Source organism: Thalassovita sp. ABM4_323, from assembly GCF_056158665.1.
In genome coordinates, this window is sequence record NZ_JBSWTS010000007.1 from 935,579 (window position 1) to 958,471 (window position 22,893).

The following is a 22,893-nucleotide window of genomic DNA, read 5'->3' on the forward strand; positions in this document are numbered from 1 at the left end:
GCCCGCCAAGCGGATCAGGCAAATATCAAAGAGCTCAGCTTGCGCCGACCGTTCAAGACCACAGGGTCGTTCGCCGGCAGCGCATCAAAGATCGTGAACAGCTGGGCCTTGGCCGCGCCGTCATTCCATTCACGATCGCGGCGGAACAGCTCCAGCAGTTCGTTGACGGCTTCTTCGATCTGACCATCAGCGTGCAGGGCCTGCGCCAGATCGAACCGGGCTTGATGGTTTGCGGCGTCTGCCTCCAGCGCGGCGCGCAATTCGTCCAGCGGGCCGGAGTTTGCGGCCTGACGGGCCAGCTCCAGCTGGGCGCGGGCGGCCTCGATCGGGGCCGCATTGGCCAGAGTGGCAGGCACACCGTTCAGTGCGACCTCGGCCTGATCCAGATCTCCGGCGGCCAAGTGGCAGCGGACCAGACCGGAATAGGCTTCGGCGTTTTCCAGATCCTCTTGCAGCACGGCGGCAAAAACCTGCGCGGCGTCTTCCACAGCGCCTTCGGCCAGCATTTCTTCGGCTGCGGCCAGCGCATCATCCAGACCACCGCTGGCATCCCCGCCTGCGGCCTCGATGGCGCGTTTGATAAAGGCCTCAATTTCCGAGGCCGGAACAGCGCCCTGGAACATATCAGTCGGCTGCCCCTTCACAAAGGCCACGACGGTCGGGATCGATTGCAAAGGCAGACCCTGCTGAGCCAACGCCTGCGCCAGCCGTTGGTTCTGGTCCACGTCGATCTTGGCCATTTTCACGGCGCCTTTGGCGCGGGTGACCGCCTCCTCCAGCATCGGGCCCAGGGTTTTGCAGGGCCCACACCAGGTGGCCCAGAAATCGACGATCACCGGTACGTCTTTCGAGGCCTCGATAACATCGGCCATGAAGTTTTCTTCGGTCACGTCCTTGATCAGATCGCCCGCAGGGGCAGCGTTTTGTCCAAGTTCCAGCATGTCAGATCGTCCTTACGGATTGAGTTGGGACATATATGAGGCCTGCACGGGCCGGGAACAACCCGTCAGTTACAGATCGAACGTGGCAAAGACCGGGGCGTGGTCGCTGGGTTTTTCCCAGCCACGGGCGTCGCGCAGGATGCGGCTGCCGTGGGCGGCGTTGGAAATGTCGGGCGTGGCCCAGACATGATCCAGACGGCGGCCCTTGTCGGCGGCGCTCCAGTCTTTGGCGCGGTAGGACCACCACGAATACAGCTGCCCCGAGGGGATGTCTTGCCGGGTGATATCGACCCATTTTCCGGCCTCCATCACATCGGTCAGGTGGTCCACCTCGATCGGGGTGTGGCTGACGATTTTCAGCAGCTGTTTATGCGACCACACGTCATCCTCGCGCGGGGCGATGTTCAGATCCCCGACCAGGATGGATTTTTCCGGTGCGTCTGAATGAAACCAGTCGCGCATCTCGGTCAGGTAGTCCAGTTTCTGGCCGAATTTCTCGTTGATTTCACGGTCGGGTTTATCGCCGCCTGCAGGGACATAGAAATTGTGGATCGTCACCCCGTTTTCCAGCCGTCCGGCAACGTGACGGGCATGGCCCAGAGAGGCGAAATCCTGATCGCCGGCATCCTCGATCGGCAGTTTGGACAGGATCGCGACGCCGTTATATCCCTTCTGCCCGCGCGCCACCATGTGGGTGTAGCCTAGCGCGTGGAACTGTTCGAGCGGGATCTTTTCCACCGGGCTTTTGCATTCCTGCAGGCACAGGATATCGGGGCCTTCCTCGGCCAACAGCTTGCAAACGATCGGTTCGCGCAGACGGACCGAGTTGATGTTCCAAGTGGCAAGCGTGAAGGGCATTTGGGGACTCCGGTTGTTTCAATTTGGGCCTAGCACAGGCTGCTATCCAGCACCAGCAAGCGTGGGAAAGAACTCGGCCACGCCCTCTAGGATGAACTCGACCCCCAGCGCGCCAACGATCATGCCCAGCAGGCGGTTCAGCACGACCTGCGTCACGGGACCAATCAAGCGCCCCAGGGCCGAGGCCATCAACAGCCCTACCAGCATGACAACCGCCGCCGTCAGGATCACGGCAACGACCAGCACGTCATGCATCCCCGCCTGCGTGTGAAAATCCTCGTGTGCGTAGACCATTACCGCCGTGATCGCACCCGGTCCAGCGAACAGGGGAACAGCCAAGGGAAAGACGCCAATTGTGACGGGATTGTCACCGACTGCTCGGGTGTTTTCGGGAGTCTCGCTGCCGGTCAGCCCCAACATGTCCAGGGCAATCAGCAAAACAACGATGCCCCCCAACATCTTGAAGGCCGCGATCGAGATGCCAAAGCTTTGCAGAATTTGTTCGCCGACCAATGCAAAACACAAAAGGATCGCAGCCGTAGCGACAGACGCGACCACCGCCGTCAATCGCCGTCCCGCAGGGGAAAGCTGCCCGGTTTGCTGCAGATACACCGGTACATTCCCCGGCACATCAATGATCGCGACCAAAGCCACAATCAGTTTCACATACTCGGCCGTGTCAAACATGCCCGTTCCGCCCTGTTGTTCGCTTGGACCATTAGATCAATCCAGATCGCGGCTGAAAACAAAAAAAGACCCGGGCGATGACCCGGGTCAGTCCAACAGGGAGGTGCACATGATGTCCCGCATATGCGACGGGTTGCATGATCTATACCGTAATCGCGAAAAGCGCTTCTTTGATCTGGCTCAAATCGTCAGGCGACCAGTTTGTAGCCCCCGGATTCGGTGACCAGAAGTCGCGCATTCGAGGGATCGGGCTCGATCTTTTGGCGCAGGCGATAGATATGGGTTTCCAGCGTGTGGGTGGTGACACCTGCGTTATAGCCCCAGACCTCGTGCAGCAGCACATCACGGGGCACGACGCCCTCGGTCGACCGGTACAGGAACTTGAGGATATTGGTTTCCTTCTCGGTCAGGCGGATCTTCTTTTCGTCATCCGTCACCAGCAGTTTCATCGACGGGCGGAAGCTGTACGGCCCCAGCTGGAACACGGCGTCCTCGGATTGTTCGTGCTGGCGCAGCTGGGCGCGGATGCGGGCCAGAAGGACAGGGAATTTGAACGGTTTGGTGACGTAATCATTCGCCCCCGCGTCCAGCCCCAGAATGGTATCGGCGTCACTATCATGGCCGGTCAGCATCAAGACAGGAGCTTTCACTCCTTGTTTGCGCATCAGGCGGCACAGCTCGCGACCGTCCGTATCGGGCAGGCCGACGTCCAGAATGATCAGGTCATACAGGCCTTCCTTGGTTTTCTGCATGGCCCCGGTGCCGTCGCCGGCTTCGAAGACGTCAAAGTCCTCGGTCATGACCAGTTGCTCGCTCAGCGCCTCGCGCAGATCCTCGTCATCATCGACGAGCAGGATTTTCTTGAGTTGTCCCATGTTCGGACCCTCCTTGGTTCATGACAAAAAGATGAGGTCACACAATTGTTCCGACAAGTTATGCTGCAAAACTCTCACGGCCTCGTGTTTATCGCCCGGGAAATGTTTCAAATCACATGAAAAAGACGTACATGTTCGGGGAAATTGACGGAAACACGACATGAGCTTTGCGCCCGATGTAACAGAAATCCTGGCCCGCGCCCGCGCTGATCTGCGGATGGGGGTGCCTGTTGTGCTGTCTGGCGCGCAAGGAATGCTGGTGATTGCGGCCGAAACCCTGACCGCGCAGCGCCTGGCCGATTTGCGTGCGCTGGGCGGCGAGCCCGTTCTGGCTATCACCGCGCGCCGCGCTGAAACGCTCAAGGCGCGCTGTTATGACGTGGATCTGGCCCGCGTGATCCTGCCACCCGATGTGTCGCTGTCGTGGATCAACGGCGTGGCCGACCCGGCGGATGATCTGAAAACCCCGATGAAGGGGCCTTTGTTCACCCAACGCGGGGGCGATGTCTCGGCGCATCGTTTGGCCATCAACCTCGCCAAATCGGCGCTTTTGCTGCCCGCCGTGGTGATGCTGCCCTTGTCAGATCCAGAAGGGTTCGCCGGGCAGAACGCGCTGACGGTGGTGCAGACCGCATTGGCCGAGCCCTTGCTTGCGGCCTCGCCCTTGCCCAACCCTGTGGTCAGCGCCCGCTTGCCGGTCGAGGCGCATGAAAAAGGCCGCCTGCATATCTTCCGCCCCGAGGACGGCAGCGAGGAACACTACGCCTTTGAAATCGGTGCCCCCGCGCGGGACAAACCCGTTCTGGCCCGTCTGCACTCGGCCTGCTTTACCGGTGATGTGATGGGGAGCCTGAAATGCGATTGCGGCCCCCAGCTGCACGCCGCTCTGGATCAGATGGGCACCGAGGGCGCCGGCGTATTGCTGTACCTGAACCAAGAGGGCCGTGGCATCGGCCTGGCCAACAAAATGCGCGCCTACTCTCTGCAGGACCAGGGCTTTGACACCGTCGAGGCCAATCATCGCCTGGGCTTCGAGGATGACGAGCGCGATTTCAAACTGGGCGCGCAAATCCTGAAATCCATGGGCTTCAGCACCGTCCGCCTGCTGACCAACAACCCCCGCAAGATCGCGATGATGGAGAAAAACGGTATCACCGTCGCCGACCGCGTCCCGCTAAAGGTCGGCGAAACCCATTTCAATCGCGGCTACCTGGCCACCAAGGCCGCCAAGTCCGGCCACCTGCTCTGACCCAGATGAACGCCTACGATCTTGTCCTGACGCCCACCCATGTCCGGTTCCTGAACCGCCGCTTTCCCTGCACGATCGGGCGCGCCGGCCTGACCAGCACCAAGGCCGAGGGCGACGGTGCCACCCCCCGCGGCACCCACCGCATCGTCGACATCTACTATCGCGCGGACCGCCTCAGCGCTCCGACCCCGCAGGCGAAACCCATAGGCCCGCGCGATCTGTGGTCCGATGCGCCCACAGATCCGGCCTATAACAGCCAAATCCGCGCGCCCTATCCCCATAGCCACGAACAGATGCGCCGCGCAGACCCGATGTATGATCTCATCCTCGTGACCGGCTGGAATTACCCAAGCGCAACGCCCTACAAAGGCTCGGCCATCTTCCTGCACCAATGGCGCCGCCCCGGCTGGCCCACGGCTGGCTGCGTCGCCTTCAGCCGCGCCCACCTGCACTTCATCACCCAAAATCTGCGCACGACCAGCCGCCTGATCATCCGCTGACCCGCTTCTTTGCTCGCAAAATACTCCGGGGGAGGCCGCAGGCCGGGGGCAGCGCCCCCTACAACAGCGCCCGCAAAGCCGCGTCCAACGCATCCCCTTGCGCCACCTGCAATCGCACCGGCAGCGTGATCACCTTCTGCTGAAAATCCGCAGGCAGACGCACCGCGTCCTTTTCGGTCGTCACCAACTGAGCCCCACGCAGCATCGCCTCGTTCTCCAACCGCGCCATCAGGGCCGGTGTCAGGGCCTGATGATCATCCAGCGCCTCGGCGCGGATCACATTCGCACCCAAGGCGCGCAAGGTCCGAAAGAACTTTTCCGGATGGCCGATACCGGCGAAGGCCAGAAACGGCGTATCCGTCCAATCCATGCCGGTTTCCAATGGCGCCAGATGGCCGGTTACATGTGGCAGGTCGATTATTGCATCGGACCAGGTCTTGCTAAAACCGTCCTGCGCAGCGCTGTCGCCAATCGACAAGACCAGATCGGCCCGCTTCAAGCCCTCGGCGACACCCTCGCGCAACGGGCCCGCTGGCATGCAACGGCCATTCCCGAACCCTTTATGGGCATCCACCACGATGATCGACAGATCCTTTGCCAACGCGGGGTTTTGAAACCCGTCATCCATCACGATCACGTCCGCGCCTTTTTCCTCGGCCAAACGCGCGCCTGCTGCACGGTCCTTGGCGACGATCACCGGGCCAAAAGCCGCCATCAGCAGCGGCTCGTCGCCAACATCCCCGGCGCCGTGTTGATTGGGGTTGACCTCGACCGGACCCTCAAACGTGCCACCATAGCCGCGCGACACGACGCAGGGCACCGCGCCCATGGCCTGCAAACGCTGCACGATCTCGATCGTGGTCGGGGTCTTGCCCGTGCCGCCTGCGTTCAGATTGCCTACGCAAATGACGGGGATACCCGCCCGATATGGTGTGCCCTTGGCCAGCCGTCGCCGAGTCAGATACCCATACAGCTGACCCAAAGGCGCAAGCAGGCGCGCCTGCCATTTGGGGCGATCCGGCGGGCTGTACCAGAACTGCGGAGGCTGCATCACATCGTCCCTTGTTCATCCAGGATGTCCTGGATCTGCGCCATCAACTCATCTGTCGCCTCGGCCCCGTCTGAACAGACCTGCCAGGCAGCATGGGCCATGATGGCCGCCTGATCGGGGGCGGACAAGCGGGTAATGGCCCCTGTCAGGGTTTCTCCGTCACGTACGATCCGCGCGGCGCCGGCCTCGGCCAGGCGGGAATAGGCATGCAGATAGCGGCTGACATTCGGGCCATACAGTACGGCCGAGCCCAAGGCCGCCGGTTCAAACGGGTCGCGCCCCCCATGGCCCGCAATCAGGGATGAGCCCATAAAGGTGATGGGGGCCATTCGATACCACAGGCCCATCTCACCGCGTGTATCGGCCAAAAGGATTTGCGTGTTTTCGTCGGGTTCGTCCCCATGCGACCAGATCGCGGTGCGCCAGCCGTCGGCCTCTAGTCGGGCCTCAAAGTTAGGACCGCGCGTTTCGTCGTCGGGCACCAGAATCAACAGCTGTCGGTGGGCGTATCGCAGGGTGGCGCGATGTGCTTGCAGGACGGTGTCCAGCTCTTCGGGTTGCACCATTGCCGCCAGCCAGATCGGGCGACCCGCCAGCATCTCGGCCAGATCATCGCGGGTTTGTTCATCGCAGTCCAGCGCTGTGGCGGCCTCTTGCAGGTGCCCGGTGACCAGGACCTTGGCCCCGGGGACACCCAGGCGCCCCAATCTGCGGCGGGCGGGTTCATCCACGGCCATGATCTGACCGAACATGGCCAGAACCGTGCGGGTCACATCGGGCAACCATTGAAACCGAGCATTTTCGAACGCATCGGCGCGCACATCGACTAGGAACATCGGGATCTCGCGCCGATGGGCCGCGTTGAGCAGCGCCGGGCGCAATCCGCCTCCGGACCAGATCATCAGATCCGGCGCCCAATGGGTCAGGAAACGGCGGATTTCGCTGCTGACCTCCTCGGGGGCGTGTTGCCAGATCACATAGGATTTCAGATGGTCAGGCCGAGGCACATCCGCAGGGGTGGTCAGGATCAACGACACGGACGTGCCCTGCGCCCGCAAACGCCGCACCAGCTGCACCAATGAGGCCGCCTTGGAGGCCGAATTCGCATGCCCCCAAATGACCGGGCCGTCCGGGCGGTGATCGTGGTATCTGGCCGGGGCGCGGGCGGCGCGTCGACTGAGCGCCAGATAGGCCGTCAGGCTAAGCGAACGAGCCATGATCTATGCCCCCATATGGATCAATCGGGCCATTGCGCCAGGCGTCCGGCCAGATCCGCGTGCAGGGCCGGGGCCGCCGCGACCACGCCTTTGACCTGCGGAAAGGGGTTGTTGAACCGCAAGGCAGCGCCGCGTTTGTCGCTGGTGATTGCCCCGGCCTCGCGCAGGATCAGATCTCCGGCCGCGATGTCCCATTCCCAGCTGTCGCGCAGGGTCAGCATCGCGTCAAAGCGCCCCTCGGCCACCAGTGACAGGCGATAGGCCAGCGAGGGTCGATAGGCCCGTTTCACGTCAGGCACTTTCTGGCCACGCCAGTTGGTTGGGTGGAAGTTGGGCTTGGCGGCGATCATGGTGGCGCCGCTTAGGTCGCTGCGATCCGAGGCCTTGATCGGCGCGCCATTCAGGAACGCGCCCCGCCCCGCCGCCGCGCTGTACAGCTTGCCCTTCAAGGGCAGATAGACCGCTGCCGCCGTCACCACACCGTTTTCGGCAATGGCCAGAGAATGCGCCCAGGTGTCCGCGCCTTCGATAAAGCTGCGGGTGCCGTCAATCGGGTCGATAATGAACACCTTGTTTTGGGTCAGGCGGGTCTCGTTGTCTTCGCTTTCTTCGGAAAGCCAGCCGTAGTCCGGACGCGCACCGCCCAGCGTGGCGTGCAGCATGTCGTTGACCGCCAGATCGGCCTCGGTCACAGGGCCCAGGTCATCGGGCTTGTGCCAGGTCTTGGCCGTCTTCCCGGAATAGCGCGTGGCGATACGCCCGGCCTCTTTCGCGGCAGCGGTCAGCAGATCCAGATCAGTCTCCGGCAAGTGTCATTCCTTCGATCAACAGCGAGGGGACGACGCGGGACAGGTGCAAACGGGCGTCATTCGCAGGAATGATCCGCAGCAGCATATCGCGCAGGTTGCCCGCAATGGTGCATTCGTTGACGGGGTGCTGGATCTCGCCGTTTTCCACCCAGAACCCGGCGGCTCCGCGGGAATAATCGCCGGTGTTTGGGTTGATCGTCGCTCCAATCATCGAGGTCACGATCAGCCCGGTGCCCATATCGCGGATCAGATCGGCGCGGGTCTGGTCGCCTTGCGTCAGCGCGATATTCCAGACCGAGGGCGAGGGCGGCGCCGAGACCCCGCGCGCGGCGTTCCCGGTGGATTGCAGCCCCAGCTTGCGCGCAGTGGCCAAGTCCAGTGTCCAGCCGGTCAGGACGCCGTTTTCGACAATCTGGCGTTTCTGGGTTGGCAGGCCCTCGGCATCAAACGGGCGCGAGGCCGGTACTCGGGCGCGGTGGGGGTCCTCGGTCACGGACAGATGCGCAGGCAGAACCTGCTGGTCCATCGCGTCCATCAGCCAGGACGAGCCCCGCGCAATCGCGCTGCCATTGATGGCCGACAGCAGGTGGCCGATCAACGACGAAGAAATGCGTTCATCAAACAGAACCGGATAGGTGCCGGTTTGCGGTTTGCGGGCGTTCAGCCGTTCGACGGCCCGCTGGCCGGCTGACTGGCCGATATCGGCAGCGGCGCGCAGATCAGCCTGAAAAATGCGGGAATCGCCGTCATAGTCACGCTCCATTCCCGTGCCCTGGCCTGCGATGGCGACACAGCTGGTCGCCCGATCCGTGCGCGCATAGCCGCCCGAAAATCCGTTCGACGTGGCCAGGTGAATCAACCGTTTGCCATAGGCCGCGCTGGCACCGCTGACCTGGGTTACACCGTCCGTGGACAGGGCTGCAGCCTCGGCCGCTTGCGCATCCGATTGCAGATCTGCGGGTTCAGGCTCGGGGGTCGGGTCGCACAGTTCCAGCGCGTCCAGATCCCAGTTTTCGGCCAGCTGATCGGGTGTTGCAAGGCCGATATGTGGGTCCTCGGGGGCTTCGCGTGCCATGGCCACCGCGCGTTCGGCCATCGCTGCAATCGTGTCTGGTCGCGTGTCCGAGGCCGACACATTTGCCTGGCGCTGCCCGATGAAAACGCGCAGCCCGATATCCGTCGCTTCGGAGCGTTCTGCCTGCTCTAACACGCCCCCGCGCACGTCGATGGACAGGGATGTCCCGGACAAGGCCATGGCGTCGGCTGAATCAGCGCCAGCCTTTTTGGCGGCGTCCAGCAAGGATTGGGTCAACATGTCCAGCGTGTCGGTCATTCGGGCTCTTTCTTTCCTGCGCCATTCAGGTAATCCGCGCAGGACCACTGTGCAAGCAACGGGACAAAAAACAACCGCGGGCCACCGGGACCCGCGGTCGCATTCACTTGGGGGGCAGCTTACTTCAGCCGCTGCCCGTTGGCCAGCACGTGACCCTGTTCGTTCACCTCGATGGTCGAGGTCAGCACGTCGTCGCCCGCAGGCACGGCAAACAGGCCCATCATCATGCGGGCCCCCATGGCGTCATCCTCGGGGACAAAGCCCATGGCGACCAGCTTATCCAGCAGGCCATTGCCGCCGACCAGCATCAGGTTCAGCACGCCCTGAGGCCGGGGCAACCCATCAAAGCTGGTCAGGTCAGTGTTATCAAAGGTAAAGGCGCCATCGCCCGTCAGCTCGGCCCCGGCAGCGCGCACGGTCAGGGTGTTGACCTTGGCCGAATGCAGCTCGCCCGGGGGGGTGTCGCCCATCTGCGCCATGGCTTTTTCGTCCATCAGGTCCTGAGTCAGCTTGACCTCGCCGGTCAGGTCCAGCTCGATCGTGGCCGGATCACGGGGCAATTGGCCGGTCGGGTCAAAAAATACCCCACAGCATATCCGCCATGGTGAATTCGCCCAGTTTCAACGCCAGCTCGACACCCTGGATGGCATCGGATTTTGCCAGAGGCATCACCAGGCGGAAGGCGCTTTCGACCATTTCAAACGAGATCGGCAACGGCATTTCCGAGGTAAAGGCATCCACTTTCAGCCCGCTGCCGTTGATGTCGTAGACCAGTTTACCCGAGTCCATGGCCACGCGGCCCGAGCCCCCGGTCGAGGACGTGTCCGCGCGGAATTCATCGCCTTCGCCCATCACCTCGATATGGGTGTTGCCACCGCCATGCGAAAACGAGCCGTCAAAGCCAAAGCCCGCTGCCAAGGCACCCGCGAAGTCCTGCATGTCTACGCCTTCGGGGGTCTGGGATGTGGCGTTGAACGCCAGGTCTTTCATCCCACCGCTCAGGTTGATGCGGTCGCCCGAGCCTTCGGGGTCCTCCATGTCGATCACATAGGTCAACCCGCTGGCAGAACCGATCTGGGTTTGGGTGATGGTCCCGGCCATCGCCATGGTGGATTGAAAGCTGACGTCGTTCAGGGTCATTTCCAGCTGACCCAGGTCAATGGATTCTCCGTCGACCTCCAACCCGGTAAAAGCAATGGTGACGCCGGGCGCCATTTGCATATGGGTCATCGCGTCCGGGTTCCCGGCAACGGTCCAGGTCATCCCGGTCGAACGATACTCAGCCTTGGCGATCACGTTCCCATCGGCCTTGGAGTCGACATTCACGCCAATCGGCATCACGCTGGGCAGGTTGACGCTGACGGTGCCATCTCCGTTTTCGACAAACTCGAACCGATCCAGGGTAACTTTGACGGTGCCGTCGTCCTCGGGCAGGGTGATGTCCATGGAAATGTCGGACACGGACAGTGTGCCGCCCGACAGGGATTCATTTGCGGACAGGGCATAGCCCGCTTGTGTCATCTGTTGTTTCCAGGCGCTCCAGACATCCTGGGCTGTGACATCGGCAAAAGCTGCCGATCCGGTCATGCAAATTGCCAGAGCTGTGCCGGATTTCAAAACAGTCCAATGTTTCATACTGAACCTCCTCTTTATCAAATTGCGCCTAGCTTCTGAGTATTGCCGCCGGGGGTCAAGGCCCAAGCGGCTGGACCCTTGCAGATCAGCAGTTTACCACATGTTCAACAGATGGAGGGCACATGGCCGATTTTAAAGGGAAGACGGTTCTGATCACCGGCGCCAGCCGCGGAATCGGAGAGATGGCTGCGCGGGATTTCGCCCATGCCGGGGCAAATGTGGTGCTGATGGCGCGCTCGGGTCAGCGGATCCAGGCGATTGCCTCGGAAATCGGGGGTGCTGCAGTCGTGGGTGATGTGGCGGTCTATGCAGATGTTGAACGCGCTGTGCAAACAGCGGTCGAAACCTTTGGCGGGCTGGATATCCTGATCAACAATGCCGGAGTGATCGAACCCGTGGCCGATCTGGCCGAGTCAGACCCCGAGGCCTGGGGTGCCGTGATCGACGTGAACCTCAAGGGGCCGTATTACGGCATGCGCGCGGCGGCCCCGGCGATGATGGCGAATGGCGGCGGCACGGTAATCACCATTTCCTCGGGCGCGGCGCACAACGCGCTGGTCGGGTGGAGCCACTATTGTAGTTCCAAGGCCGGGGCGGCGATGCTGACCCGCTGCGGTGATCGCGAGATGCAGGATAAGGGCATGCGCATCATGGGCCTGTCGCCCGGCACCGTGGCCACCCAGATGCAACGCGAAATCAAGGCCAGCGGCGTGGGCCCGGTGGCGCAACTGGAGTGGGAGGATCACATCCCCCCCGAATGGGTCGCCAAATGCCTGCTGTGGATGTCTGGCCCGGCAGGGGACAAGCTGTGCGGGCAAGAGGTTTCATTGCGGGATGAGAACGTGCGACGCGAGGTGGGGCTGATATGATCGATCTGACCAAGGACGACGGGCTGTGGATCGTGACGATCAACCGGCCGGAAAAGGCGAACTCGCTGACCGGTGCGATGCTGGAACGCCTGTGTGAGATCTTTGAGGAGGCGCAGGAGGCCCGCGTGGTGATCCTGACCGGGGCTGGAAAGGTGTTCAGCGCCGGGGCGGATCTGGATGAGGCACGCGCCGGGCTGGCGGTCTCGCCTTTGTGGGAGCGTCTGTCGGGTGCCGTGGCTGCTCTGCCGGGGCTGACCATCGCGGCGCTGAACGGCACGTTGGCAGGGGGGGCCAACGGCATGGCGCTGGCCTGCGATATCCGGCTGGCCGTGCCGGGTGCCAAGTTTTTCTATCCCGTGATGAAGCTGGGATATCTGCCCCAGCCCTCGGATCCAAAACGCATGTCGGCGCTGATCGGGCCGTCGCGCACAAAGCTGATCCTGATGGGCGGGCAGAAGATCCTGGCCGAGGAAGCGCTGAGCTTTGGCCTGGTGGATCGGGTGATCGAGGGGGATGTGGTGGCCGCCGCGCGCGAGATTGCCGCAGATACGCTGGCGGCCAAGCCCGAGATTGCAGCCGGGATCAAAGAGTTGTGCCGCTGATCAGTTCTTGGGTATTTGGCCAGAAGGTTCGCAGGTTGAGCGTGAGTGGGGGCTCTGCCCCCGTCGCTGCGCAACTCCCCGGGATATTTAGAAAAAGAAGAATTAGCGATTGCGTTTGGCCCTGCGCGGGCCGGGGGTTTTGGAATGGAAATCGGGTGGACGTTTTTGGACCCAGTTGATGAACCGGGCCAGGCGCGGATGCGATTTGAGCGCCTCGATCGTGCAATAGTCGCGCGCGAGTTCTGTTTCTGTCAGGGCTGCGTGGATCTCGTTGTGGCAAATCTGGTGCAACAGGACCGTGGGCCCGCCTTTGCCACCTTTCAGCTTGGGGATGAGGTGATGCAGGCTTTGTTTCGCTCCTGGCGGGATTGGGCGGTTGCAAAACGGGCAGGTGGGCGCTGAATTCATGGGAACACTTGTGTTGCGTGGGATGTCACGGCATGACGGTTTGAACCGAGTGTACCGGATTTCAAGGAGTTAGGCGGTATGGAATTTGATCTGTCGGACCAGCCTGAGATCGTGCAAGAGATTGCGGGCTACGCCTTGCAGCTGTGGGATCTGGCGCAAAGCTGGTTGTTGAGCCCCGAGGCATGGTCGCAATTCGGCCTGTTGCTGGTGGCTTGGTTTGCCGCGCGTTTTGCCAACAAGCGCTTGCAGCCGATCCTGTCGCGGTTCCTGAGCCCGTCGGCCGAGGGGGGCTATACTGCCAAGGCGCGTCTGTTTTTGCATCAGTTCCTGCCCTTGTTGCTGCCGCTGCTGGCGTGGATTTTCACCGGGATTGGTGAAAGCGTCGTCCGGTCGATTTTCGACAGCGGTGCTGTGATTGCCTTTGGCAAACGGGTCTTTCTGTTCATCGCGGTGCGTCTGCTGGTACGCGAGATCATTCAGGATGCGTTCTTTAAGCTGCTGGGGCGCTATGTGATGCTGCCGATTGCGGCGGTCTATACGCTGGGCCTGCTGGAGGTGGCGACGACCAAGCTGGACGGGGCAGTGGTGCCACTTGGCAATCTATCGTTTTCGCTGCTTGATCTGATCCGGTTCGTCGTCGTCGGGGGCGTGATTTTCTGGCTGGGGCGGTGGTCGAACGACCAATCCGTCAATCTGATCCAGAAACAAGAGGCCATGCGCCCCGCGACCCGACAATTGGCGGTGAAAGCGGCCGAGATCGGGATTTTCGGCGTCGCCTTCCTGATTTTCCTGAACATCATGGGCATCCCGCTGACCTCTTTGGCGGTGCTGACCGGTGCGGTGGGCGTTGGTCTGGGCTTCGGTCTGCAAAAAATCGCGTCGAACTTCATTTCGGGCGTGATCCTGTTGCTGGAGGGCCAGGCCACGGTTGGCGACTACGTTGAACTGGACGGGGGCGAGGCCGGAACCATCGTCAAAATGACCGCCCGCGCCGCGATTCTGGAAACCTTTGATGGCCGTTGGATTGTTGTCCCGAACGAGGATTTCATCACCACCCGCGTCGTGAATTACTCGGATCAGGGCAGTGCCAACCGCTATGAGGCAGCGTTTTCCGTCAGCTATGACACTGATATCAATTCCATTCCTGATATCATTGAAACGGCGGTGGCCAAGCTGCCCTTCGTGCTGACGGACCCCGAAAAACCCGATTGCGAGCTGCGCGGATTCGGCGACAGCGGTGTGGATTTCTGTCTGGAATTCTGGGTGAACGGCATTGATGACGGGCGCAACAAATACACCTCGAAAGTGCTGTTCGCGATCTGGAATGCGCTGAAAGAAAACGGGATCGAAATTCCCTATCCGCATCGTGTGGTCGAATTCAAAAACGGCCTGCCGGAATGAGCCAAGCGTTGGTCATCGGGGCCGGGCCGGCGGGGTTGATGGCGGCGGATCGGCTGTCGCGTGCCGGGCATCGCGTGACCGTCGCCGAGGCCAAACCCAGCCCGGCGCGCAAGTTCCTGATGGCAGGGAAATCCGGGTTGAACCTGACCAAGGACGAACCCTTTGAAACGTTTCTCAGCGCCTATGCCGAGGCCGCACCGTTCTTGCGCCCGATGCTTGGGGATTTCCCACCCGAGGCCGTGAGGCGCTGGGCCAAAGCGCTGGATCAAGAGGTTTTCACCGGCTCATCCGGCCGGGTGTTTCCAAAGGTGATGAAAGCCTCGCCGCTTTTGCGCAATTGGCTGGGGCGCCTGGACGCGCAAGGGGTCGTGTTGCATACGCGGTGGCGCTGGGTCAGTGGGCTGGAACGCCCCGTTTTCGACACCCCTGAGGGCCCGCGAACCCTACGGCCCGACGTGCTGATCCTGGCCTGCGGCGGGGCGAGTTGGGCAAGGTTAGGCTCTGATGGGGTATGGTCCGAACACTTGCCCGCGGATACTCTAAGCCCCTTTCAACCGGCGAATATGGGATTTCATGTGGACTGGTCAAACCATATGATCCCGCAATTCGGACAGCCCGTGAAGAACGTGATCCTGAAGGCGGGCAAGACCCATATCCGCGCTGAATTCGTGCTGTCATCGCGTGGTGTCGAAGGCGGCGGGATCTATGCCGTATCGCGACCAATCCGAGAGGGCGCAGCGCTGACGCTGGACCTGATGCCCGACCTGACCGAGGATCAGATCCGCAGGAAATTCGCAGCAATCAACCCCAAGCAAAGCACCTCGAACCGGTTGCGCAAACTTCTGCATGACCCGGTCAAACGCGCGCTGGTGATGGAATGCGCACGCCCTCTGCCCAAGGACCCGGCGCCGACCCTGAAAAACCTGCCCCTGCCTGTGTCGGTCGCCTATCCAATGGACGAGGCCATTTCCACCGCCGGCGGCCTGCGCCTCGACGCGCTTACCCCTCAGTTGATGCTCAAATCCCACCCCGGCGTCTTCGCGGCTGGCGAAATGCTGAACTGGGAGGCCCCGACGGGCGGCTACCTGCTGACCGCTTGCCTGGCCACGGGAAAATGGGCGGGCGATCACGCCGCAAATGCCCTTGCACAAAGCCCTTCTTTGCTCTGACAATACTCCGGGGGACGGCGCCGCAGGCGACGGGGGGCAGCGCCCCCCTCCAACTCAGGCCTTGCCCATCGCGCGCCGGAACGTCTCGCGCCCGCGCAACTGCTTGGCATAGGCCAGCAGCTTTTCATTCTCCATCGGGAACTTGGCCGAGAACGCCCAGTTCAGGCAATGTACCGCGATGATATCGGGGATCGTCATCTTGTCGCCCATCAGGAACGGCCCCTTCAGATAGGTCGCCAGCCGGTCACAGTTGCGGGCATATTCCCATTTCAGGCTCTCTTTGACCTCGGGCAGGCGCTTGTCCTTGGGCAGGACAAAGCTGTGGCGCGCGCCGGTCCACAGCACGGCATCCAGCTCGTCCAGGATCATGTTGGTCAGGCCGTCCTGGCGCGCCCGTTCGATTGTACCAGCAGGATAGGTCATACCGCCATGTTTGTCGGCCAGATAGGTCAGGATCGCGGTTGAATCCGTCAGCACCTCTCCCCCGTCGATCAGCGCCGGGATTTTGCCCGAGGGGTTGTGGTCATAGGCTTCTTCAGAGTGGGGCGCCACCTTGATCTGTTCATATGGCTGGCCCAGTTCTTCGAGCATCCACATGACACGTGCGGCGCGGCTGTAGGTTTCGCCGATGACTTGGTACATTGAGTTCTCCCTGCTGTCGCGTTCTCCGCCCCCTAGGAAAGGTAAAGTGGCGGAAAATATCCAGAATAACCTAACGTCGGCTTAGCATCGCCAAACGGATCAACATGCGTTCTACCAGCGCCATAGCCGGTGCCGTTTGCCCGGCCGAGCGCAGTTTCAGATCGGTGTCCGTCAGGATGGTCAGCGCGTTTTCCAGCTTGGCCGCGCCCCAGCCCTGCGCCTGGCGCTGCATCCGTTCCTTTTGTTTGAAGCTGCCGGGAATGAACACGCGGCCGCCGGGGTTGGCGGCGACGGCATAAAGCGTGCGGAAATGCCGGGTGGCGCCGATGCACAAGGACACCGGGTTGGCCCCCTGCGCCTGCATCTTTTTCAGCACCGGGTCCAGCTCGGCCGTGCGGCCCTCGGCGACGATGTTCAAAACGTCATCCAGCGCGGCCTCGGTCGAGGCAGGGGCGCAGGCACTGACATCCTCGGGTGACACGGGCGTATCATCGCCGCGTTTGTAGAGCGCCAGTTTTTCCAGTGTCTGGCGGAAATCCCCGGGCGGCAGATCTCGGGCCAGAGCAGTCAGATCCTGCATCACGCCATTGTCCAGTTTGGTCAGCCCGGCGCGCGCCAGGTCGGCCTCGATTTCCTCGCGGGTGGGAGGATCGTCATACAGGGCAGCGGCAAAAGCGTTCGGGTGCCCCTCGAAGGCCTTACGGATTTTCGAGGCCGGTTTCAGCGCGCCCGCACTGACGATGATCTGGGCGTCGCCTTCGGCCCAGTCCTCTAGCGCTTGCAGGATCGCCTTGGCGGCGTTGACGTCCGTGGCATCCTCGACAAAGGCGACACGGGGCCCGGGGAAAAAACTGATCTCTTTGACCGCATCCAGCAACAGGGCCGGATCTTTGCGCAGATCACCAGCGGGGATACGGGTCAGGCGCATTTCCTCTTCGCCAGCCGGGCCAATCAGGGCGGCGATGACTTCTTGGCGTTTCAGGGCCACTCGCATGGCATCACCGCCATAGATCAACAGCCCGGTTTTGCCCGCGTCAGGGGCCGAGAAATACCGCGCGGCCTCGCGGCCCGACAGTTTCATTCCGCGATCTCCGGCGAGGCGGCGATCAACCGGGTCACGATCCGATCAGCCAACATCACCGCCAGCCGTTCCCGCGCGTCTTGTTCCGAGGCCCGCGTCGCCACGGTGCTGGACGTGGTGGAATAGCCGGTAAAGCCCGTAACCGTACCCTGGGTCAGCACCTGCTGGCTGTACCCGTCGCGCAGCGCATAGTCGGCCTGACCCACGATGTTGAACCGCGTGGTGGTGTTGTCCGCAGACACGGCCATGCGTTCCTGATCATAGGTCAAATCATAGCTCAGCTGATACTGCCCCGAGGCCGCGCGCCCCAGCCGGTTTTCCAACTCTTGCACCAGCAGTTGCTGATCGCGGTCGCTGGGCGCATCCACGGTGATTTGCGATTGCAGTTTGCTGGCCGCACCCGAGGGCCCATAGGCCGGGGCAAAGCCGCAGCCCGCAACGGCCGCAGCGCAGATCAACAAGGCAAGGCGTTTAGACAACCACATTCACGATGCGTCCGGGCACAACAATCAGCTTTTTCGGTGTGGCCCCATCCAGAGCCTTGACCACAGCATCCTGCGCCAGCGCCAGCTTTTCAACCTCTTCCTTGGGCATATCCTTGGGCACGCTGATTTCCGCGCGGCGTTTGCCGTTGATCTGGATCGGCAGGGTGACTGCATCATCGACCAGCATCTTTTCATCCGCGACGGGCCACGCGGCGGTGGCGATCAGGCCCTCACCCCCCAAAAGCTGCCAGATTTCCTCGGACAGGTGGGGGGTCATGGGCGACATCAGCTGCGCCAGAACCCGCGCAGCCTGGGTTTTCGCGCCCTTGCCCGCCTTGGATTTCGCCAAGGTGTTGGTGAAGCCATAGAGCTTCGCGATCGAGGCGTTGAAGCCAAAGCTTTCGATCCCGCCAGTCACATCGTGGATGCATTTGTGCATCGCGCGCAGCAGGGCCTCGTCTTCTTTGGCGTTGTCGGCGGCGTCCATGCCCGCGACGTCATTGGCGATCCGGAAAACACGCGCCAGGTGCTTGGCCGCAGCCTCGGCCCCTGCGGCGGTCCATTCCACGTCACGCTCGGGGGGCGAGTCGCTCAGCACGAACCAGCGCGCGGTATCGGCGCCGTATTGCTGGATGATCTGCACCGGGTCCACGACGTTGTTTTTCGACTTGGACATCTTGGCCGAGGGCACGATGGACACCTCGGTCCCGTCCTCCAGATAGCCCTTGCCCTCGCGCAGCGTCACCTCTTCGGGATAGTGATACACGGGGCGGCCATCGGCGCCGGTGGTCTTGTAAATCGCGTGGGTCACCATGCCTTGGGTGAACAGGGCGTTGAACGGCTCTTTGGATTTCTCGGGCAGGTGGCCGCAGATGCTCATCGCGCGGGCAAAGAAGCGCGAGTACAGCAGGTGCAGAATCGCGTGTTCAATACCGCCGATATACTGATCGACGTTCATCCAGTATTCCGCATCCGCCAGATCGGTGGGCGTGTCGGCACGCGGGGCAGTGAAGCGGGCGAAATACCAGCTGGAGTCCACAAACGTGTCCATCGTGTCGGTTTCGCGCTGCGCAGGCTTACCGCATTTGGGGCAGGTGCAATCGCGCCACGTCGGGTGACGGTCCAGCGGGTTCCCGGGGATGTCAAAGCTGACGTCATCGGGCAGGCGAACCGGCAGGTTTTCCTTTTTCTCGGGCACCACGCCACAGTCATCACAATGGACAACAGGGATGGGGCAGCCCCAATAGCGCTGACGCGACAGGCCCCAGTCGCGCAGGCGGAATTTCGTCACGCCCTGACCGATGCCGTTCGCCTCGCAGTGGTCCACGGCGGCAATCACGGCCTCGTCCCCGGTTTGCAGCTCGGCCCCGGCGAAACCTTTGACATAGCGGACTTTGTCGGTTTTCACCGGCACAAAGGCGGCGTTTTCGGGATAGTCGCCCTCGATGGGTTCAAAGGTCGGGATGATCGGCAGATCGTATTTGGTGGCGAATTCAAAGTCGCGTTCGTCATGCGCCGGGCAGGCGAAAATCGCGCCGGTGCCGTAATCCATCAGGATGAAGTTGGCGATCCACACCGGCAGTTCCCAGTTCGGGTCCAGCGGGTGTTTGACAGTCAGCCCTGTGTCAAAGCCCAGCTTTTCAGCGGTTTCAATCGCCTCGGCGGTGGTGCCGCCTTTGCGGGCCTCGGCGCAGAATTCCGCGACCTCGGCGCGCTGGGCCTCCAGTTCCTTGGCCAGCGGGTGATCGGGCGAGATGCCCACGAAGGACGCGCCCATCAGCGTGTCGGGACGGGTGGTATAGACCTCGATCTCGCCCCCATCCGTGCGTTCAAAGCTGAATTGCAGCCCGCGCGATCTACCGATCCAGTTGGCCTGCATCAGTTTCACCTTGGCGGGCCAGTCATCCAGTCCGTCCAGCGCGTCCAGCAGCTCTTCAGAGAAATCAGAGATCTTGAAGAACCATTGGGTCAGCTCGCGGCGCTCTACCTCGGCGCCCGAGCGCCAGCCCTTGCCGTCGATCACCTGTTCGTTGGCCAGAACGGTCATGTCGACCGGGTCCCAGTTCACCACGGCGTTTTTGCGATACACCAGACCCTTTTCGATGAAGTCGATGAACATCGATTGCTGCTGGCCATAGTATTCCGGGTCACAGGTCGCGAACATCCGGGTCCAATCCAGCGCAAAGCCCAGCGGCTTCATCTGGCCGACCATGGTGTCGATATTGTCGTACGTCCAATCCTTGGGGTGCCCACCGCTGGCCATGGCCGCGTTTTCCGCAGGCATCCCGAAGGCATCAAAGCCCATCGGGTGCAGCACGTTGTGCCCGGTGGACATCTTATAGCGCGCGATCACGTCGCCCATGGTGTAGTTGCGCACGTGCCCGATATGGATGCGTCCCGAGGGGTAGGGGAACATCTCTAGCACATAGTATTTCGGCTTGTCGTCGCTGCGGACGGCCTTGAAGGTTTCAGCCTTGTCCCAGGCTTCTTGCCATTTGGCTTCGATTTCGCCGGCAGAATAGCGCGTCATATCGGGCGGACCTTTCCTAAAGCGTGAATTCGCTGTGTCGGAAGGGGTGATAGGCCCACGCGGGCTTGTGGTCTAGGGGGTAGTCAGGAAAACCGGGTCTGTATCCCCGGAAAACTCACGTTTATACTCGCTATCAGTGAGGCGGTATTGTTAATGAAAATCCTTTTTATTCATCAGAACTTTCCAGGGCAGTACAAGAATCTGGCCCCGGCTCTGGCTGCACAGGGTCATCATTGCGTTGCCCTGACGCTACGAGTGAAAAAGCCAACCACCTGGCAGGGCGTGCGTGTATTGCCCTATGGCATTCAGCGCCGACAAGGCCAAGGCATCCACCCCTGGGTGCAGGATTTCGACACCAAGGTGATCCGCGCCGAGGCGTGCTTTGCCGCCGCACTTAAGCTGCGGGCTCAGGGGTTTACCCCTGATATCATTGTCGCGCATCCCGGCTGGGGGAATTGATGTTCCTGCGCGATGTGTGGCCCTCGGCCAGGATCGGGCTGTATTGCGAGCTGTATCATCTGTCCGGCCCCAATCATGTTGGCTTTGACCCCGAGTTTCAGCCCAAGACCGGCGAAGCCGAGGCTTTGCGCATCCGGTTGAAAAACCTCAACAACCTGGTGCATTTCCCGGTGGGCGATATGGGCCTGTCGCCAACGCAGTTCCAGGCGGGGACTTTCCCGCCCGAATGGCGCAAGAAAATCAGCGTCATTCATGACGGCATCAACACCAATATGTTGGTGCGCAACGACGCCGCCCGATTCGAGCTGCCCGATGGCTCGGTGGTGACACGCGACGATGAGGTGATCACTTTTGTGAACCGCAACCTCGAACCCTACCGGGGCTATCATATCTTCATGCGTGCGCTGCCCCGGCTGTTGAAAGAACGGCCCAAGGCCAAGGTGCTGATCGTGGGCGGGGACGAGGTCAGCTATGGCGCTCGGGCCCCCAAGGGCAAGACGTGGAAGCAGATCTTCATCGACGAGGTCCGGGGGCGCATCCCGACCCCTCTTTGGGACAACGTGCATTTCCTGGGGCGCATTCCCTATGACAAATTCGTCAGTCTTTTGCAGGTCAGTCGGGTGCATGTCTATCTGACCTACCCGTTTGTTCTGTCCTGGTCCCTGTTCGAAGCCATGTCCACCCAGGCTGCTATCGTTGCCAGCTCGACCGCACCGGTGATCGAGGCGATTGAACACGATCAGAACGGCCGTTTGGTCGATTTCTTCGACCAAGACGCGCTGGTCGAAGAGGTCTGTGCCCTGTTGGATGACACCGAAACGCGCGAACGTTTGGGTCAGGCCGCACGGGCTCATATGGTCGAAAACTACGATCTTCAAAAGGTATGTTTGCCGCGACAGCTGGAATGGATTCAGACGCTATATGACATGGAGCCGGGACAAGTTCATGACTGAGCAAGAAACCTATCTGCTGACCGCCGCGCAAATCAAAGCCATGGAAGGGGTGCAGAAAACTCATTTCCTGAACCCGAACGCCAAACGGGTGAACAAATCCCTGGGGGACGCCACGGGGCTGACCGGTTTGGGTGTTCATCTGATCGAGGTGCAGCCCGGGCATGAAACCACCGAAACCCACGCGCATCATCACGAAGACGAATGCGTGTATGTTCTGTCTGGTAACGCGACGGCTGTGATCGGCGAGCAGCGCCATGCAATCGGGCCGGGTGATTTCATCGGATACCGCGCTGGCGGGCAGGCGCACACGATCCTGAATACTGGGGCAAAACCCTGAGATTATTGGTGATCGGGCAACGTCTGGCGCATGACGTTGCCGATTACCCGAACAAGGCCAAACGCATCTTTCGCAATGCAAGTCTTCCGTGGACGCTGGTCAACCACGCAGATCTGGAAGAACTGGAAGGCTCGGTCGGCAAAAAATAACCCCGCCAAGCATGCGCAGGCGGGGTCAGATTCTCAATGCCAAGGTGGGATCAGAAGGCTCGGTCTGCCACACGCAGCTGACGGGCCCGGGTCAGGATCGCATCCTCGATCGCGCGCTGCGTGCTGGTGCTGACGGGTTTGCCACCCCGGGTCTGCATGGCCACCAGCAACGAACGGGCCTCAAGCGCAGGATCCTTCACATACACCGTCGCGCGATACGATCGGCCTCCGCCCGGAGGCGTACCATATCCTGTCACGATGACTCCGGTGAACGGATCAACCGATTGCACGGGCAAGAAGTTCAGGATCTCAAGCGCAGCGTTCCAGATATAGCGGTTTACCGCCACTTCCAAATCGTTGTTGCGCGGACGGAACAAATCAGTGATCGAGGATTTGTTTTGTTGCAAACCAGCCTGGCGGGCCAGTTCAGGCGCCAAAATGACATCCATATCATCGTCACGCCGGTTGTCAGGCTGTGCAGATTGGTCCGAACCACGGCTGCACCCGGCCACAGCCACAGCCGCGATCAGCGCAAGGGTCATTGGTTTCATCAAAGTAAGTGCCATGGGTTCGCCCGGTCCTCAGATCTTCGTCACATACCTATCCAACCCCTAAGGACGTCGCAAGGTCTTAGTCAGACCCGCGAATCGTCC

The 22,893-nt window shown here is 61.5% G+C and carries 24 protein-coding genes and 1 pseudogene; 9 read left to right on the plus strand and 16 right to left on the minus strand.

Annotated elements, in window-relative coordinates:
- Positions 1 to 14: 14 nt before the first annotated feature.
- The 4 genes from ACXADQ_RS06910 to ACXADQ_RS06925 all read right to left on the minus strand — a co-directional run bounded on the left by ACXADQ_RS06910 (position 15) and on the right by ACXADQ_RS06925 (position 3,361).
- The gene (locus ACXADQ_RS06910; RefSeq protein ID WP_475317487.1) at positions 15 to 941 is read right to left on the minus strand and encodes a tetratricopeptide repeat protein; all 927 of its coding nucleotides are present in this window, start codon (positions 939 to 941) and stop codon (positions 15 to 17) included.
- Between the two features lie 69 nt (positions 942 to 1,010).
- Positions 1,011 to 1,799 (minus strand): exodeoxyribonuclease III, encoded by a 789-nt coding sequence (locus ACXADQ_RS06915; protein WP_475317491.1) that lies wholly within the window; start codon positions 1,797 to 1,799, stop codon positions 1,011 to 1,013.
- A gap of 42 nt (positions 1,800 to 1,841) precedes the next feature.
- Positions 1,842 to 2,486 (minus strand): MarC family protein, encoded by a 645-nt coding sequence (locus ACXADQ_RS06920; protein ID WP_475317495.1) that lies wholly within the window; start codon positions 2,484 to 2,486, stop codon positions 1,842 to 1,844.
- A 188-nt stretch (positions 2,487 to 2,674) separates the two neighbouring features.
- Positions 2,675 to 3,361, minus strand: coding sequence for a response regulator transcription factor (locus tag ACXADQ_RS06925; protein ID WP_475317501.1), 687 nt, complete (start codon positions 3,359 to 3,361; stop codon positions 2,675 to 2,677).
- A 160-nt stretch (positions 3,362 to 3,521) separates the two neighbouring features.
- Between ACXADQ_RS06925 and ribA the strand changes: the two genes are divergently transcribed.
- Both ribA and ACXADQ_RS06935 read left to right on the plus strand, forming a co-directional pair.
- Entirely contained in the window at positions 3,522 to 4,610 is a 1,089-nt protein-coding gene (gene ribA / locus ACXADQ_RS06930) for a GTP cyclohydrolase II (RefSeq protein WP_475317507.1), read from the plus strand.
- Between the two features lie 5 nt (positions 4,611 to 4,615).
- Positions 4,616 to 5,110: a L,D-transpeptidase family protein gene (locus ACXADQ_RS06935; protein WP_475317512.1), complete on the plus strand. Its 495-nt coding sequence runs from the start codon at positions 4,616 to 4,618 to the stop codon at positions 5,108 to 5,110.
- Positions 5,111 to 5,168: 58 nt separating this feature from the next.
- Here ACXADQ_RS06935 and lpxK read toward each other — a convergent pair whose 3' ends face one another.
- The 6 genes from lpxK to ACXADQ_RS06965 all read right to left on the minus strand — a co-directional run bounded on the left by lpxK (position 5,169) and on the right by ACXADQ_RS06965 (position 11,155).
- Positions 5,169 to 6,161, minus strand: coding sequence for a tetraacyldisaccharide 4'-kinase (gene lpxK / locus ACXADQ_RS06940; protein ID WP_475317517.1), 993 nt, complete (start codon positions 6,159 to 6,161; stop codon positions 5,169 to 5,171).
- Positions 6,161 to 7,378: a 3-deoxy-D-manno-octulosonic acid transferase gene (locus ACXADQ_RS06945; protein ID WP_475317523.1), complete on the minus strand. Its 1,218-nt coding sequence runs from the start codon at positions 7,376 to 7,378 to the stop codon at positions 6,161 to 6,163. The genes lpxK and ACXADQ_RS06945 overlap by 1 nt, the downstream gene beginning before the upstream one ends.
- Positions 7,379 to 7,398: 20 nt before the next feature.
- Positions 7,399 to 8,187 (minus strand): inositol monophosphatase family protein, encoded by a 789-nt coding sequence (locus ACXADQ_RS06950; protein WP_475317529.1) that lies wholly within the window; start codon positions 8,185 to 8,187, stop codon positions 7,399 to 7,401.
- The gene (locus tag ACXADQ_RS06955; RefSeq protein WP_475317534.1) at positions 8,174 to 9,520 is read right to left on the minus strand and encodes a TldD/PmbA family protein; all 1,347 of its coding nucleotides are present in this window, start codon (positions 9,518 to 9,520) and stop codon (positions 8,174 to 8,176) included. Before ACXADQ_RS06955 ends, ACXADQ_RS06950 begins: the two co-directional genes overlap by 14 nt.
- Before the next feature lie 119 nt (positions 9,521 to 9,639).
- A complete protein-coding gene (locus tag ACXADQ_RS06960; protein ID WP_475317540.1) occupies positions 9,640 to 10,080 on the minus strand; it encodes a hypothetical protein in 441 nt (146 codons plus the stop codon).
- Between the two features lie 13 nt (positions 10,081 to 10,093).
- Positions 10,094 to 11,155 carry a hypothetical protein gene (locus ACXADQ_RS06965; protein ID WP_475317546.1) on the minus strand — a complete coding sequence of 354 codons (1,062 nt, stop codon included), beginning with the start codon at positions 11,153 to 11,155 and terminating at the stop codon, positions 10,094 to 10,096.
- Between the two features lie 122 nt (positions 11,156 to 11,277).
- Between ACXADQ_RS06965 and ACXADQ_RS06970 the strand changes: the two genes are divergently transcribed.
- On the plus strand, positions 11,278 to 12,024 hold the full coding sequence (locus ACXADQ_RS06970) for an SDR family oxidoreductase (protein ID WP_475317551.1): 747 nt from the start codon (positions 11,278 to 11,280) through the stop codon (positions 12,022 to 12,024).
- Complete coding sequence (locus ACXADQ_RS06975) at positions 12,021 to 12,626, plus strand: enoyl-CoA hydratase/isomerase family protein (protein ID WP_475317558.1); 606 nt, start codon at positions 12,021 to 12,023, stop codon at positions 12,624 to 12,626. The genes ACXADQ_RS06970 and ACXADQ_RS06975 overlap by 4 nt, the downstream gene beginning before the upstream one ends.
- Before the next feature lie 102 nt (positions 12,627 to 12,728).
- On the opposite strand, the gene ACXADQ_RS06980 is transcribed toward ACXADQ_RS06975, so the two are convergent.
- Complete coding sequence (locus ACXADQ_RS06980; RefSeq protein ID WP_475317566.1) at positions 12,729 to 13,034, minus strand: HNH endonuclease family protein; 306 nt, start codon at positions 13,032 to 13,034, stop codon at positions 12,729 to 12,731.
- Between the two features lie 714 nt (positions 13,035 to 13,748).
- Between ACXADQ_RS06980 and ACXADQ_RS06985 the strand changes: the two genes are divergently transcribed.
- Together ACXADQ_RS06985 and ACXADQ_RS06990 are read left to right on the plus strand one after the other, a co-directional pair.
- A complete protein-coding gene (locus ACXADQ_RS06985) occupies positions 13,749 to 14,435 on the plus strand; it encodes a mechanosensitive ion channel family protein (protein ID WP_475326042.1) in 687 nt (228 codons plus the stop codon).
- The gene (locus ACXADQ_RS06990; protein WP_475317568.1) at positions 14,432 to 15,604 is read left to right on the plus strand and encodes a TIGR03862 family flavoprotein; all 1,173 of its coding nucleotides are present in this window, start codon (positions 14,432 to 14,434) and stop codon (positions 15,602 to 15,604) included. Before ACXADQ_RS06985 ends, ACXADQ_RS06990 begins: the two co-directional genes overlap by 4 nt.
- Positions 15,605 to 15,658: 54 nt before the next feature.
- Here ACXADQ_RS06990 and ACXADQ_RS06995 read toward each other — a convergent pair whose 3' ends face one another.
- From ACXADQ_RS06995 to leuS, 4 genes are all read right to left on the minus strand, one after another.
- Positions 15,659 to 16,246, minus strand: coding sequence for a glutathione S-transferase family protein (locus tag ACXADQ_RS06995; RefSeq protein WP_475317571.1), 588 nt, complete (start codon positions 16,244 to 16,246; stop codon positions 15,659 to 15,661).
- A gap of 70 nt (positions 16,247 to 16,316) precedes the next feature.
- The gene (gene holA, locus ACXADQ_RS07000; RefSeq protein ID WP_475317578.1) at positions 16,317 to 17,327 is read right to left on the minus strand and encodes a DNA polymerase III subunit delta; all 1,011 of its coding nucleotides are present in this window, start codon (positions 17,325 to 17,327) and stop codon (positions 16,317 to 16,319) included.
- Entirely contained in the window at positions 17,324 to 17,812 is a 489-nt protein-coding gene (gene lptE, locus ACXADQ_RS07005) for an LPS assembly lipoprotein LptE (protein ID WP_475317584.1), read from the minus strand. The genes holA and lptE overlap by 4 nt, the downstream gene beginning before the upstream one ends.
- A complete protein-coding gene (gene leuS, locus ACXADQ_RS07010) occupies positions 17,799 to 20,342 on the minus strand; it encodes a leucine--tRNA ligase (RefSeq protein ID WP_475317589.1) in 2,544 nt (847 codons plus the stop codon). Before leuS ends, lptE begins: the two co-directional genes overlap by 14 nt.
- 153 nt (positions 20,343 to 20,495) lie before the next feature.
- Between leuS and ACXADQ_RS07015 the strand changes: the two are divergent.
- The 3 genes and pseudogenes from ACXADQ_RS07015 (at position 20,496) to ACXADQ_RS07025 (ending at position 22,240) form a co-directional block, all read left to right on the plus strand.
- Positions 20,496 to 21,754: pseudogene (locus ACXADQ_RS07015) on the plus strand (glycosyltransferase).
- Positions 21,747 to 22,091 carry a cupin domain-containing protein gene (locus ACXADQ_RS07020; protein WP_475317593.1) on the plus strand — a complete coding sequence of 115 codons (345 nt, stop codon included), beginning with the start codon at positions 21,747 to 21,749 and terminating at the stop codon, positions 22,089 to 22,091. Before ACXADQ_RS07015 ends, ACXADQ_RS07020 begins: the two are co-directional and overlap by 8 nt.
- A gap of 8 nt (positions 22,092 to 22,099) precedes the next feature.
- A complete protein-coding gene (locus tag ACXADQ_RS07025) occupies positions 22,100 to 22,240 on the plus strand; it encodes a hypothetical protein (RefSeq protein WP_475317601.1) in 141 nt (46 codons plus the stop codon).
- 50 nt (positions 22,241 to 22,290) lie between these two features.
- Here ACXADQ_RS07025 and ACXADQ_RS07030 read toward each other — a convergent pair whose 3' ends face one another.
- Positions 22,291 to 22,806, minus strand: a complete 516-nt coding sequence (locus ACXADQ_RS07030) for a DUF3576 domain-containing protein (RefSeq protein WP_475317607.1) — start codon at positions 22,804 to 22,806, stop codon at positions 22,291 to 22,293.
- Positions 22,807 to 22,893: the final 87 nt, after the last annotated feature.